General features: G+C 56.9%; 11 protein-coding genes. 5 read left to right on the forward strand and 6 right to left on the reverse strand.

Translation table 11 applies throughout. The annotated features are described in order from the left end of the window. Window position 1: 1 nt before the first annotated feature. Together XH89_RS11005 and XH89_RS11010 are read right to left on the reverse strand one after the other, a co-directional pair. Window positions 2-958 carry a tripartite tricarboxylate transporter substrate binding protein gene (locus XH89_RS11005; RefSeq protein WP_194468443.1) on the reverse strand — a complete coding sequence of 319 codons (957 nt, stop codon included), beginning with the start codon at window positions 956-958 and terminating at the stop codon, window positions 2-4. Window positions 959-1,047: 89 nt separating this feature from the next. Next, window positions 1,048-1,212 carry a hypothetical protein gene (locus tag XH89_RS11010; RefSeq protein WP_194467082.1) on the reverse strand — a complete coding sequence of 55 codons (165 nt, stop codon included), beginning with the start codon at window positions 1,210-1,212 and terminating at the stop codon, window positions 1,048-1,050. Here XH89_RS11010 and XH89_RS11015 point away from each other — a divergent pair. From XH89_RS11015 to XH89_RS11025, 3 genes are all read left to right on the forward strand, one after another. Then, on the forward strand, window positions 1,211-3,301 hold the full coding sequence (locus XH89_RS11015) for a molybdopterin oxidoreductase family protein (RefSeq protein ID WP_194467083.1): 2,091 nt from the start codon (window positions 1,211-1,213) through the stop codon (window positions 3,299-3,301). The genes XH89_RS11010 and XH89_RS11015 overlap by 2 nt on opposite strands. Before the next feature lie 108 nt (window positions 3,302-3,409). Further along, window positions 3,410-4,192: an enoyl-CoA hydratase/isomerase family protein gene (locus XH89_RS11020; protein WP_194467084.1), complete on the forward strand. Its 783-nt coding sequence runs from the start codon at window positions 3,410-3,412 to the stop codon at window positions 4,190-4,192. 1,200 nt (window positions 4,193-5,392) lie between these two features. After that, window positions 5,393-6,526, forward strand: a complete 1,134-nt coding sequence (locus tag XH89_RS11025; RefSeq protein WP_194467085.1) for a glycosyltransferase family 4 protein — start codon at window positions 5,393-5,395, stop codon at window positions 6,524-6,526. Between the two features lie 2 nt (window positions 6,527-6,528). Here XH89_RS11025 and XH89_RS11030 read toward each other — a convergent pair whose 3' ends face one another. Further along, window positions 6,529-7,356, reverse strand: coding sequence for a glycosyltransferase family 2 protein (locus XH89_RS11030; RefSeq protein ID WP_246767794.1), 828 nt, complete (start codon window positions 7,354-7,356; stop codon window positions 6,529-6,531). Window positions 7,357-7,531: 175 nt separating this feature from the next. Between XH89_RS11030 and cysD the strand changes: the two genes are divergently transcribed. Together cysD and cysN are read left to right on the forward strand one after the other, a co-directional pair. Next, on the forward strand, window positions 7,532-8,443 hold the full coding sequence (cysD, locus tag XH89_RS11035) for a sulfate adenylyltransferase subunit CysD (RefSeq protein WP_194467086.1): 912 nt from the start codon (window positions 7,532-7,534) through the stop codon (window positions 8,441-8,443). Then, entirely contained in the window at window positions 8,443-10,344 is a 1,902-nt protein-coding gene (gene cysN, locus XH89_RS11040; protein ID WP_194467087.1) for a sulfate adenylyltransferase subunit CysN, read from the forward strand. The genes cysD and cysN overlap by 1 nt, the downstream gene beginning before the upstream one ends. A gap of 37 nt (window positions 10,345-10,381) precedes the next feature. Here the strand turns inward: cysN and XH89_RS11045 are convergent, their stop codons facing one another. The 3 genes from XH89_RS11045 to XH89_RS11055 all read right to left on the reverse strand — a co-directional run bounded on the left by XH89_RS11045 (window position 10,382) and on the right by XH89_RS11055 (window position 14,116). After that, on the reverse strand, window positions 10,382-11,230 hold the full coding sequence (locus tag XH89_RS11045) for a class I SAM-dependent methyltransferase (RefSeq protein ID WP_194467088.1): 849 nt from the start codon (window positions 11,228-11,230) through the stop codon (window positions 10,382-10,384). A 74-nt stretch (window positions 11,231-11,304) separates the two neighbouring features. Continuing rightward, window positions 11,305-13,233: a glycosyltransferase gene (locus tag XH89_RS11050; protein WP_194467089.1), complete on the reverse strand. Its 1,929-nt coding sequence runs from the start codon at window positions 13,231-13,233 to the stop codon at window positions 11,305-11,307. A 31-nt stretch (window positions 13,234-13,264) separates the two neighbouring features. Next, on the reverse strand, window positions 13,265-14,116 hold the full coding sequence (locus tag XH89_RS11055) for a glycosyltransferase family 2 protein (protein WP_194467090.1): 852 nt from the start codon (window positions 14,114-14,116) through the stop codon (window positions 13,265-13,267). Between the last annotated feature and the right edge of the window lie 27 nt (window positions 14,117-14,143).

A 14,143-nucleotide genomic window follows, 5' to 3' on the forward strand; every position in this document is an offset into this window, starting at 1 on the left:
CTCACGACTTGTCGAATTTCTTGACGACATCGGCCCATTTCGCGATGTCGCCGTGCAGGAATTTGTCGAACTCCTCCGGCGTCATCGACATGGGGACGGCACCTTGCTCAGTCCAGAGTTTGACGATGTCCGGCCGCTTCACCATTGCGTTGACGGCGGCGTTGAGCTTGTCGATCACGGCCTTCGGTGTGCCCGCCGGGGCCATCAGACCGAGCCAGATCGTCGCTTCGTAGCCGGGAACGCCGGCTTCACCGGCGGTCGGCACCTTCGGCAGTACCGCCGAGCGCTGCTGGCCCGTGGTCGCGAGCGCGCGGACCTGGTTCTCCCCGATGTTCGGCGCCATCGCCGGCACCGCGTCGATCATCATCTGCACCTGCCCCCCGATCACGCCGCTGCGCGCCTCACCGCTGTTGCGGTAGGGGACGTGGACGAGGTCGATTCCCGCCATGGCTTTGAACAGCTCGCCGGCCATGTGATACGGCGTGCCTTGGCCCGAGGAAGCGTAGTTGAGCTTGCCCGGTTGCGCTTTGGCGAGCGCGATGAACTCCTGCAATGTCTTCACGGGAACTTGCGGGTTCACGACGATGACGAGATCGGAATAGTTCACCGGGGCGATCGGCGTGAGGTCGCGCATCAGATCGTATTTTCGCTGTTCCGGTGTCAGCAGCGATTCATTTGCGGTCTGCGTGTTCGACATCATCAGCAAGGTGTAGCCGTCCGCCGGCGACTTCGCCGCCTCGACCGTGCCGATGACGCCGCCCGCACCGGTGCGGTTCTCCACCACGAAGGGCTGGCCAAAGCGCTCCTGCAGCGCCTGGCCGATCAACCGGGCCGCGACATCGGCCGGCCCGCCCGCGCCGAACGGCACAACGATGCGGACCGCGTGCGCAGGATAATCTTGCGCCGGGGAGGGGCTTGCGGAGAATGCGCTGAGCAGGCCGGCGGCCAGCGCCAGCATCGATCGTCGGGCCGTCACACCCACCTCCCTGAGCTCGTTTTTGTTTGATGGTAGTGTAGCGGCAGCGGGCGCGGACTGTCGACGCCCCACTAAGTCGATTTGATCAGGAATATCGGGCTCGTTTCGGTGTGGCGGCGGGGCATTTCGCGGTCGCGGAAGGAACAGGGTGCGCGCTCGGTTTGAGCATTTTGCATGGGCAATGCCGGATAAATGCCCTCGGCGGACAGGTATTTTGGTGTTACGAAATTGGCCATGAACCAGCGCGCCAAAATCGAGATCCGCCACTCCACCTGTCCGCATGATTGCCCGTCGGCCTGCGCGCTCGATGTCGAGGTGGTCGAGGGCCGCAGCATCGGCCGTGTGCGCGGTTCGAAGAAGCAGACCTATACGGCCGGCGTGGTCTGCGCCAAGGTCGCCCGCTATGCCGAGCGCATCCATCATCCGGAAAGGGTGATGTATCCGTTGCGCCGGAGCGGACCCAAGGGCTCCGGCCAGTTCGCGCGGATCTCGTGGGACGAGGCGCTCGACGAGATCGCCGTTCGCTTCAACCAGGCAGAGCGTGAGTTCGGCGCGGAGTCGATCTGGCCCTACTACTACGCCGGGACGATGGGTCTGGTGATGCGCGACGGTCTCAACCGCCTCACGCACGTCAAAAAATATTCGCGGTTCTACCAGACCATCTGCGCCAATGTCGGGCGTATCGGCTTTGCGATCGGCACCGGCAAGATCGCCGGCGTCGATCCACGCGAAATGGCGCTATCCGATCTCGTGGTGATCTGGGGCACTAATCCCGTCAACACCCAGGTCAACGTGATGACGCACGCCGCGCGCGCGCGGAAGGAGCGCGGCGCGAGGATCGCGGCGGTCGACATCTACGACAACGAGACCATGAAGCAGGCCGACATCAAGATCCTGCTGCGTCCCGGCACCGACGGCGCGTTCGCCTGCGGCGTGATGCATGTGCTGTTTCGCGACGGCTATGCCGACCGCGCCTATATGGACAAGTACACCGATTGTCCCAATGAACTCGAAGCGCATCTGCAGTCGCGCACCCCCGAATGGGCCTCGGCAATTTGCGGCGTGCCGGTGGCGGAGATCGAGGCGTTCGCCAAGGCCGTGGGCGAGACCAAGCGGACCTTCTTCCGGCTCGGCTACGGCTTCACCCGTTCGCGCAACGGCGCGGCGCAGATGCATGCCGCGAACTGCATTCCCGCGGTGACGGGCGCCTGGCAGTATGAGGGCGGCGGCGCCTTCTTCAACAATTATGCGCTGTGGCACTTCAACGAATCCGTCATCGAAGGCCATGATGCGCTCGACAAGACGGTCCGTGCGCTCGACCAATCGCAGATCGGTCGCATCCTCACCGGCGATGCCGAGGCTCTGCTGGGCAAGGGTCCGGTCAAGGCGATGCTGATCCAGAATACCAACCCGATGACGGTGGCGCCGGAGCAGGCGCTGGTGCGGCAGGGCTTTGCGCGCGAGGACCTGTTCGTTGCAGTGCATGAGCAGTTCATGACCGAGACGGCATTGATGGCCGACATCGTGCTGCCAGCGACGATGTTCATGGAGCATGATGATCTCTATTACGGCGGCGGACACCAGCACATTTCCGTCGGGCCCAAGCTGATCGACCCGCCCGGCGAATGCCGCTCCAACCATCAGGTACTGCAGGCGCTGGCGCAGCGGCTTGGCGCGACGCATCCCGGCTTCGAGATGACGCCGCGCGAATTGATCGACACGACGCTCAAGCTCAGCGACCACGGCGACATCGCCGGCCTCGAGGCGGACATCTGGCGCGATCTGCAGCCGGATTTCCGCACCTCGCATTATCTCGATGGCTTCGCCCATTCCGACAAGAAATTCCACTTCAAGGCCGACTGGGCGCATCCGCCGTTCGGCCAGACCATGGGCGATTTCGACAAGATGCCCTCGCTGCCGGACCATTGGGCCGTGATCGAGCACAGCGATCAGGCGCATCCGTTCCGGCTGGCGACCAGTCCGTCGCGCAGCTTCCTCAACACCACCTTCAACGAGACCCCGTCCTCGCAGGCGCGTGAGGGCAAGGCGAGCGTGATGATCCATCCGCTGGATGCCGCCGCGCTCGACATCGCCGACGGTGATGCCGTGACGCTCGGCAATATCAGGGGCGAGACCACGCTGATCGCCGCGCTGTTCGAAGGCGTGCGGCGCGGCGTGCTGATCGCAGAATCCGTGCATCCGAATAAGAATCATATCGGCGGCCGCGGCATCAACATGCTGACTGGTGCGGACACCATCGCCCCGATCGGCGGTGCGGCGTTCCACGACAACAAGGTCTGGATCCGGAAAGCGACTGCGGCTTGAGCTGCAGATTTGCGTCGAGGCGCTAAAGCGGCGCCGCGCGACAGATTGCCCTTGCACCTCGCGCCGGAGCTGCCCCAAATGGCGGCAGACAAGCAAGGATCGAGCGTCATGACCGACACCACAGCCGTCATCACAGAGAAGCGCGGACAGGCGTTCTGGATCACCATCAATCGGCCCGAGAAGCGCAACGCGCTGAACGGCGACGTGATCGCCGGCATCGCACGCGGCTATCGCGATGCGCATGACGACAAAGATGTCCGCGTCATCGTGCTAACCGGTGCGGGCGACAAGGCGTTCTGCGCCGGCGCGGATTTGCAGAATTCCGGCGCGGCCTTCGCGATGGATCATTCCAGGCCGAATGTCGATTATGCCGATCTGCTCCGTCTGTCGCAGAATGCGACCAAGCCCGCGATTGCGCGCCTCAGTGGCGTCTGCATGGCCGGCGGCATTGGCCTGTTGTGCATGACCGACATGGCGGTTGCCGCCGATCATGTCATCTTCGGCCTGCCCGAGGTGAAGGTCGGCGTGTTTCCGATGCAGGTGCTGAGCCTATTGCAGGAGATCGCGCCGCGGCGCCTCGTCAACGAATGGGCGCTCACCGGCGAGCCGTTCGACGCAAAGGCCGCAAAGGATGCGGGCCTGCTCAACTATGTCGTGCCCACGGCCGAGCTTGATGCCAAGGTCGACTGGCTGATCGGCCGAATCGTCGACAAATCCCCGACCGCCATCCGCCGCGGCAAATACGCCATGCGCGCCATCGCCGCGATGTCGTTCGATGAGAGCATCGCCTACACCGAAAGCCAGATCGCGTTGCTTGCGATGACCGAGGACGCCAAGGAGGGGCTGAAGGCGTTCAGCGAGAAACGGAGGCCGGTCTGGACGGGGAAGTGAAAGCGAAACGGGAGCAAGCAAACGCCTTATGTCCTTTGGGCGCGAGTTTGTCGTTTAGGGCAGTCGACTTTGCAGAGCTTGGCATCCCGCTCAACTAAGCCGATCTTTAAGCAAACAGCTGGCGACGCTGAGAAGCTAGGGAGCGCGATCACCGACAATGTTGAGGGATTGACGCGAGACCGTAACAAACTGCACGTTTGGCATCAAATGGTGGATAGGTCTTGCTCATGAACAGAGCGGAAAATGACGAAGACTCTTTGCGCTTTCGCTGTTCATGCGGAGCGGTCTATCAAATTGTGCCGAAGGAGATTCCGCTAGCCAAAGCGGAAGTGCTCTTTTGCGGGTGTGGGCGCGTGCTCGAAGGTAAGCATGGTACTCGATACTTTGATTATTGCAAGGTCAGTTTAGCTGGGCGAGCGAAGCCTAATTAGAGCAAATCCACGCCGGCTTCGTGCCTCAGATGGAAGTAATCTGAGCTATCGGCTCGACAACGAAGGCACGATGCGGCGCAAGATCGCTCATGTCGCCCGATGCAATCGAGTGCTACGACTGCTAACAACTGACGAAATGACAAATCTAACCCGTTCAGCCACGGAGCGGCAGCTCTCGTTCGCCGAAACCAGCGCCACCCCACACTCGAGTCATGCGAAGCGCTGACGGCGAGATCGCGCGCACTGGCGACGCGGCGAAGTAAACGCTGTTCGACGAGCCATTCACAGGCGTCGATCTGGTGACGACATTCAGGATGCCCTTCACTATTTCACCAATCGCGGCATCGGCGTCCTGACCGCTGGTTTCATATGCTCTAGGAGCTCAGTCTCAGCGATCGCGCCGATATCGTCTATGCACGTGAGATTCGGAGGGAGTAAATTCAGAGCAGTACGCCGCCAATGCGACGTGCGGAACCTTTACCCTACGAGAAGTTCCGTTCTAAGGGGCCAGATTGCACGTTAAAGTATCTTTATGTCGCTCCAATCTCTACCCAGGCGTTGCAGGCGAAGGCAACATACATTAACCTAGGGTTGGGCGGGTATCGTCTGTGCAACGAGCACGTCATTGGATAATTCGACGAACGTTCATAGCACTCTGGAGCGGCTTTGGTGTAAAGAGTTTCGATTGGGGCACGCGTTTGGGTGAGACAGCTGGTGCCTCGCCAACACCACGCCTGATTGTTACCTATAACGTGGTGCGAATTGCTGAATGAGAATACTTCATTTCTTCAAAACGTATATGCCGGATTCGTGGGGAGGAACTCAATCGTTTATCTACCAGCTCGCCGAGGGCACCGCGAGGGAGGGGCACGACGTCGATGTTCTTTTTCTGAGCCGTAGCTTACCGTCGCAGCCCCAAACATTCGGAAATCACACAATCCATCCAGTACGCTTAACGTTCGAACTGGCTTCCACAGGTTTTTCGATCCCGGCTTTCAAAAAATTCAATGAGCTCGCCCGTCAAGCCGATATCGTCCATTATCACTTTCCTTGGCCGTTTATGGATGTCGTCCATTTTGCAGCACGCGCATCTAAGCCGTCGATTGTAACCTATCACTCCGACGTTGTTCGTCAGCGATATGCTCTCAAGGTCTATCGGCCCTTGCAATTCCGCTTTTTGTCAGCGGTTGATCGCATCGTTGCGACGTCGCCGAACTATCTTGCGACCAGTAAAGTCTTGCAGCAATTTGCGCCAAAAACTACCGTCATCCCAATCGGGCTTGACTACACGCTCTATCCTAAGGCGTCTGATGCTACAATCAACCGCTGGCGATCGAGCTTAGGCGACCAGTTTTTCCTGTTTGTCGGAATGTTGCGGTACTATAAGGGCCTGCACATTCTTTTGGAGGCAGCCAAGGACACTCAGCTTTTCATCGTCATCGTGGGAGCCGGTCCAACGGAACGAGAACTACGAGAACAGGCCAAGCAACTTAATCTTTCGAATGTACTGTTTCTGGGCGAAATTTCAGAAGAAGACAAAGTCGCACTTCTTATCTTGTGCTTGGCAGTCGTGTTTCCCTCACATCTTAGATCAGAAGCATTCGGGATTACACTCCTCGAAGGAGCGATGTTCGGGAAGCCGATGATCTCAAGTGAGATCGGTACCGGAACGACCTACGTCAATATCGGGGGCGAGACCGGATTAGTCGTCCCGCCCTCGGATCCACATGCTTTGCGGCGGGCGATGAATTACCTTGTCGAGCATCCAGCACAAGCTCAGCGTATGGGGCAGAATGCGAGGCTGCGCTACCAGGCGTTGTTCACGTCAGAAATAATGGTCTCCAAATATCTCACTCTGTACCAAGAGGTCCTCAGCAAGCGTCGAGCCAACGACAAAGCGTAGATTCAGTTCCGATTCAGGTTTCCAATGGCCGCGGTGAACGCCTTCCACCAAACAGAATAGGGCTGTGCCAGCCACCACTTCATCGGCACGTGGTTGTAATGGCGGCGAACGACGGCGATGGCTTCCGCATAATGCGCGACGCGGTTATTGCGCGTCTTGGTCTGCGAATGCATGCGATTGATTGCCGTCACTTGCGGCACGTGAACAAGGGGCCCGAAACTGCGGTAGAGGCGCCACCATAAGTCGTAATCCATCGCAAACGACAGCTTCGCATCGACTCCACCAACTGCTTCCCATGAGGCGCGTCGGATCAGCGTGCCCGGCTGAGAAATTATGCAGCGTATCGACAATTTGCGCTCGCTGAATGATTGGACCCATACCTTGCGATGTGCGCCACTTGACGCGAGATTGAGGACGTTTCCGTAGGCAGCTGGTGCAAGGGGGTTTGCTTCTAGGGCCTCAACTAGCAAGCGAAGGCCGCCGCATTCCAGCATGTCGTCGCTGTTGAGCCAACAGACATACGGGGCCGAGCCGCGGGACACGCCATCATTGATTGCTGCAGCCTGTCCATCATCGGTACAACTCTGCCAATGTGCTAGTCGATGGCTCCACTTTCTCAGGATGGCAAGTGAATTGTCGGTTGAGCCGCCGTCCATTACAATGATTTCCGTTGGAACATCCTGGGCGGCGATTGAGGACAGAGCGGCCTCCAAATAACCGCCCTGATTGAAGGACGGCACAACTACGGTAACCTTTGCTGCAGGGGCGGCATCCTCCGAACTCTCGAAAAAAGAGCCTTTGGTTCCGAATATCACGTCTTTGCGTCCCAACAGTTAATCCGATCACGGAAACCGTCCCGAAGTCAATTGTAGTAGTTTAGCGGCCGAGAGAACGGATGGCAACCGAGCCAGATCGCCGGCGCACGGCATTCACTCTTCCCAAACGTCGGCTTGCGGCGCTGGATATCGCATCATAGAAGAAGGGTGTACAAAGTTTGGACCGACCATGAATTGGCGCCACGATCAACTTCACCTGCGCCGCTTGGAAGCGGAGGCAATCCATATCTTTCGCGAAACAGTTGCCGAATTGCGAAGACCGGTTTTGCTATATTCGATAGGTAAAGATTCGAGTGTGATGCTCCATCTCGCTCGCAAGGCATTCGCTCCGGCCAAGCTTCCCTTCCCGCTTCTCCATGTCGATACCGGCTGGAAGTTTCGCGAGATGATTAGATTCCGCGACGAACTCGCAGTGGCCTCTGACGTCGAGCTGCTTGTTTACACGAATGAAGACGGAAGAGCGCGCGGAGTCTCCCCGATCACGAGCGGATCTTTCCTGCATACTCACATAATGAAAACGGAGGCATTGCGTCAGGCACTTGAGAAGTGGCGCTTTGATGCAGCGCTTGGTGGCGCTCGTCGTGACGAGGAAAAAAGCCGCGCTAAGGAGCGCATCTTTTCGTTACGTTCCGCCAGCCACGAATGGGACCCGCGTAATCAACGGCCCGAATTCCGGCGCCTTTTTAACACGCGCCTAGACAATGGCCAAACGATCCGGGTGTTTCCACTTTCCAATTGGACTGAGCTCGACGTATGGCGGTATATTCGCGCAGAACAAATTCCTATAGTGCCGCTTTACTTTGCCAAACTCCGTCCCGTTGTGACACGGGATGAATCCCTGATCATGGTAGACGACGCGCGCTTACCGCTTCTACCGAACGAGACGCCCCAGATTAAGCAGGTGCGCTTTCGTACGTTGGGCTGTTACCCGCTCACAGCAGCGATCCCCTCTGATGCTAGCACCATCGACGATATTATCGGCGAGATTCAGTCTTCCAGTTTGTCTGAGCGTCAAGGGCGCGTCATAGATCATGATGACAGTGGCTCTATGGAGAAGAAGAAGCGGGAGGGCTACTTTTGATGGAGAAGCGCCGACTGGGAGCCGCGAACGCCGAGCAAGCGTCATTGTCCGATGCCGAGGCTCGTTTGCCGTTGCGCTTTTTGACTTGTGGTTCCGTGGATGACGGAAAGTCTACACTCATCGGCAGGCTGCTTTACGAAAATAATCTTGTGCTCCAGGACCATCTCGCGGCGCTCGAGCGCGACTCTAAAAAGCATAGCGCCACCGGCGCGATAGATTTCTCTCTGCTTTTGGACGGGCTTGAGGCCGAGCGCGAGCAGGGGATCACCATCGATGTGGCATACCGCTATTTCTCGACAAAACGCCGCTCCTTCATCGTTGCTGACGCACCAGGGCACCAGCAGTACACTCGTAACATGGCGACCGGTGCTTCTAACGCGGACCTAGCAGTACTTCTCGTTGACGCCCGAATGGGCCTGCTTGGCCAGACCCGGCGTCACGCGATCATAGCGAGCCTGCTCGGCATTCGGCATGTAGTGCTGGCCGTCAACAAAATGGATCTCGTAGCATTCGAGCAAAGCAAATTTGCGCAGATCGCCGAAGAATTTCACAGCTTTGCCGTTGATCTCGGGTTTCGCTCACTGCTAGCGATTCCAGTCTCGGCGAGAGATGGTGACAATATTTCAATACCCAGCAGCCGCACGGACTGGTATCACGGGCCGGCACTCCTGCCCTATCTCGAAGAGATCGAGGTGGAAGACGCGACGGCCGACCGACCATTCCGCATGTCTGTGCAGCTGGTCAGCCGTCCTAACGCCGATTTTCGGGGCTTCGCCGGAACCATTGCGAGCGGTTGCATACGCGTTGGTGATAACGTGACGGTGCTTCCGTCAGGTGCAACCAGCAAGGTCAAGCAAATTCTTGGTCCGGCAGGCGATCACATAGCCGCCACGGTGGGTGATTCCGTCACGCTGAGATTATCAGACGAGGTCGATGTTGCGCGCGGCGACATGCTGGTTGAGTCGGGCCGGCCGTCCCAGTTGGGAGATCAAATTGCTGCGCATGTTGTGTGGATGTCTGAAGAGAGCCTTCTACCTGGCCGCTCATATCTAATGAAGATCAATCATGGTACGGTGGCGGCGGTAGCGACCACACTTAAGCACCGTATCGACGTAGACACATTGTCCAAGGTCGCCTCGAAGACGCTGGCGATCAATGATATCGGGGTGTGCCATCTCTCATTGGCCCGCCGCGTCTCGTTCGACCCTTATCGCGAAAATCGCGACACTGGATCATTTCTCCTAATTGATCGTTTCACGAACGAAACGCTCGCTGTGGGCATGATTGACTTTGCGCTGTGGAGGGCTGACACTATTCGCAGCCAACGTCTATTAGTGACGAGGGCAGAACGCTCGCAGCTTATGGGACACAACCCGCTGGTGCTTTGGTTCACCGGGCTCTCCGGGGCAGGCAAATCGACTATCGCCAACTTGGTCGAAGCACAGTTGCATGCTCGTGGCGTTCACACGACCATGCTCGACGGGGACAACGTCAGACTAGGACTGAACAAGGATCTAGGATTCAGTAAACCCGATCGTGTTGAAAACATAAGGCGAGTCGGCGAAGTCGCCAAGTTGATGATGGATGCCGGGCTAGTGGTGCTGTGTTCATTTATCTCCCCGTTCCGAGCTGAGCGGCAGATGGTGCGCGAGTTGGTCGGCGGAGGCGCGTTCATTGAGATCTTCGTCGATACTCCGCTGGAAACCTGCATTTCGCGCGATTCAAAGGGACTTTATCTCCGGGCGCTGGCCGGCGAGATCCCAAATTTCACCGGCGTTAGTCAGGCCTATGAGCCACCCGAGGCGGCTGAGCTTCAATTGGCCGCTGGAAGCACCGAGCCCGAGGCGCTCGCCCAACGGGTGATAGAATATCTAATGGGGCGCTTGTATCGGGACGGATAGTTGCCTCTAACGTCAAGCTATCAATAAAATAGTCTTCTTATCGGCCTGTGCGCCTTAAGAAGCTGAATTTATTCGTCCATGACGGGACAAATCTCTTCATAAAGAAGATCCCGCCGCCCAACGATAGACCTTTCTGCGCCAAGCGCGGAAAACTGCGCTGAACGACATCGCGATGCAATCTGGCCATGTACTGCGTTCCGATTATGTGTTTGCTCTGGTCGGCCCCGCCATAGAGATAGGCGGCAAGTAGATATTGTTCATTGTAGAACCGATCTTTCCACTCCAACGGATAGTCGAACGGAAGAAAAATGTCATGCATGCCAAAAATGACGTCGTGTGGCAGATTCGGCAAAATCTCCATGAAGAATGCAGTCACATCTGATGACGGAAAGGATCGATGACTGTTGTCCATGAAAACGATATCGTTGGGCGCCAAGTTGAAAAAAACGCTTTGGTCTGCGAGCTCCAGAGGCGAACGAATTGTGACATCGCAAATCGCGTCGATTTCGGCCCTTGGAAATGGATCGATAGAAACGATCCGTGTTTGCAAATTCAGTGTATCTATTATCCAGCGTACAAACTTGGTGGAGTTGCCTGAACCGACTTCTAAATAAGTCTTGGGGCGATGAAGCGCAACGAGGCCAGCGAGCGCGATAGCATCGAGCGGTGGTAGCCAAATATTGTTCCAAAACGGCGTTAGCTCAGCGGCGTCGCCCTCCAAGGCAATTTTGTCGAAGTGCTCTTCCAGGGGCGCGATCGCCTCCAAGGTTCGCTTGTAGACGTGAAGGTTGTCATCGAAAATCTTGCGCAATCTGGCAACGCTTTTTGCTTCCGGCCATCCCCGGTTCATGTGCTCATACTTGTATTCGAAATCAACGGTCGTCATACGAACAGCCTTCCATAAGTTTGAATTGGGCAAAGCGGATGGCACGCTCAAGGAGAAACTGAAGAACTTCTGAGCTAATGGCGTCTGCCAAACCGAAGAATATAATAAACGAGTTCTCTTGGCCCTGCATGCCGAAGCAGCCCGAACCCAAAGCGTAGGCGGGGAAGCAGCATTTCAGGCTGAGCGAGCAGCTTCCAACTGCCCCGTAAGATCGCTTTCACATGCTTGCTGGTCTCGTTGGCAGGGCTCTGCGGCTCAATGTCGGATGACAAGGGCACTCCAGCTGCGGCGAGCTTCCGATGAAGATGCTCCCAAACCTTTCCCCAGAGTTCCGGTGAAAACATCACGTTGTCACGCGCGGTTGAGCGCCAATTCCACTCTGCGGTGGGCTGCCAAGAGGCGACGAATGGTCCTTTCAGCATTAGCGTCAGATAGAGATATACGTCCTCCGCTACGATCAACTGGGGGTCTTGTAAGGTCTCGGATGTTAGTGCCGAACGGCGGGCAAGCCAGGCATTGGATTGAATGAAGTTCTCGAACCGCAACATTTTCCGGGAGTCAAAGGCCTCCAGGAAGCGTAAGCGACGGCGTTCCTCAACGATCTGACCTCGATCTCCGCGAAAATTGATCTGGTCGAACCAATGCCCATCGTCCTCCTGGACCTGGATCGTTCCTGCGTAGGCCAGCGGCGCGGCCTTTGCCTTGGGTTGGCGCAATGTCTGAACGAGAGAGGCGACATGATTGGGATGTAACACGTCATCGTCGTCTAAGTTGCCGACGAAAACTGCTGAAGCCGCGTTGAGCCCGATCCATAGGGGGGTGCTTCGCACGCCGTCGTCCGGAGCATCCAGGATTTTGATGCTCTTAAAGCGCCCTTTGTATCTGGCAAGAAGATCGGCGAGACCGTCGATGGGACGGAAAACTACGATAAGTAGGCTAATATTGCGATGCGTTTGGGCGGCGAGGGACCCGACCGCACGTTGAACCATCGAAAGTGGCCGAGAGCCGATGCGAATGATGATATCAACGCTGTCGTCCAATTCCGGGCACAGCCCCATCGATCTCCGTACTTCGTTCACGAAGGGAGGCAATCGAATGAGAATATTCTCGAGGGCGAAATTTCTATTGAAGATCGCGCGACCGCGGTCCGCCATTGTCTGTGCCACTTCAGGATTGGCGTTGATCCAACAAACATGATTGATGACCTGCTGGCTCACAATCTCCGCGCTTTGATCGGCATCCACGTATAGGAGCGCGTCACCAAATTCCTTCTCTGCGAATCCAAGGCGGTCACTGATGACTATTGCACCGGCAGAGACTGCCTCAAAAAGACGCATCGAAGGTATATTCTCCGCACGATGTGCGCTACCGTGAAGCGTCAACGCAATACCACAATAGCGGATGGCATCGACGACGGATTTTCCATCAAACGGCAGAGGCCCGGCAAATGCTTCGTCTGCATGCTGCCACCTTTGCGGGTCACCATGTATCCGCATCGGAATGCGGCCCTTTAGGGCAGCAAACAGATCACCGTGTCTGTGGCCGTCCCAGTGAACCCCGGCGTAAAAGAGGGATCGAGAGCCACGCGTGCTTGGTTGGTCCGACTCAGAGGCGGTCGATAGTGCCGAGGGAAGAAAATCGAAGCGGCTGATGGGGGCATCTTTCCCGTGCGCAAGCAGTAGATCGGCAAGATAATCGCGAAGTGAAGCATTTGCTACGAGATATCCGTCGTAGCTTAGGATATTGCGAATGCGATCCGGATCGGGCGAAAAGAATGCCGTGGGACTCCAGATAACGCCGAGCGTGGGATATTGAGTGAGCTTCGGCGAAAATTCGTGGGTCACGATTACAAAGTCTGGCGCTGCTGCGATTATGTCATCGGAAGACACTACCTCCACAATCGACCATCCGAGGCGATCGCCGGCCAGCTTCACACGCGCAATGAATTCGCGTTCTGCTGAAAAGGTTAAGTTGGGCCAGGAATTTTGAATTGCGACCTTCACGGCCTTTACTCAGTCCGTGTGCGAAGCGGTGTTAACATGCAGCGATAACCCACGCTCGCGTACCCCAATCATAAGTCACAGTCGGCGCCGGATGTAAGAGGCTGCGGCCGATGGCCCAATTGCGCAACTTCGGCGGCGCTGATTGTCGCAGCCAGATTCGAGCATTCTGGATAACGCCGGCGCGCGCACGTCCCCCTGCTCTAGCAAAAATCGCCTTTGCTTCCTCGAGATAATTTGCAAATGATGTCGAGGTTCGCTGATCGGCGTGCCGTCGGAAGCATCCAATCGGGACATCTACCGAGTAAAGCTCCGTGTACTCAAAAAATCTAGCCCAAAGATCGAAGTCACCCGCCAACCGATAGTTAGTGTCGAGGCGTCCGCCTGCCTGCTCCCAGAGACTACGTCGCCAGAAGGTTGATTCCTGTTGGATATAGCAGGTAGCAGGCCAGCCAAGGCCGGGGAGATTCTCACCGTTCAGAAATCCAGTACGCGTGAAGCCATATACTGGTGTTGCTTTGATTGGCGTGCCGTCCTCTTCGATGGCTAGGGGCAAACGCGTTGTGAGCCATTTGATCTGAGGAAACTTTCGAAATATTTCACCTACGACATGCAATGCACCGGGAATGTAGACGTCATCTGAATTGAGCCAGGCCATCACCTCCCCTGTGGCCAACGCAAACCCCTTATTGATAGCGTGATATTGTCCGTCATCCTTCTCGCTTACAATCGACGCAAGTAGCTCTTTATATCTTTCTAAGGTGGGCATGGTTTCATCCGTCGAACCGCCGTCTATGATGATATGTTCGAGCGTCGGATATTTCTGACCTTGGATCGACAGAATATTCGATTCGATAAAACGTCCTTGATTGAAGGACGGCGTCACGATCGAAATCTTAGGCAACTCTGTGGG

This window comes from Bradyrhizobium sp. CCBAU 53340, assembly GCF_015291645.1.
Classification (GTDB): domain Bacteria; phylum Pseudomonadota; class Alphaproteobacteria; order Rhizobiales; family Xanthobacteraceae; genus Bradyrhizobium.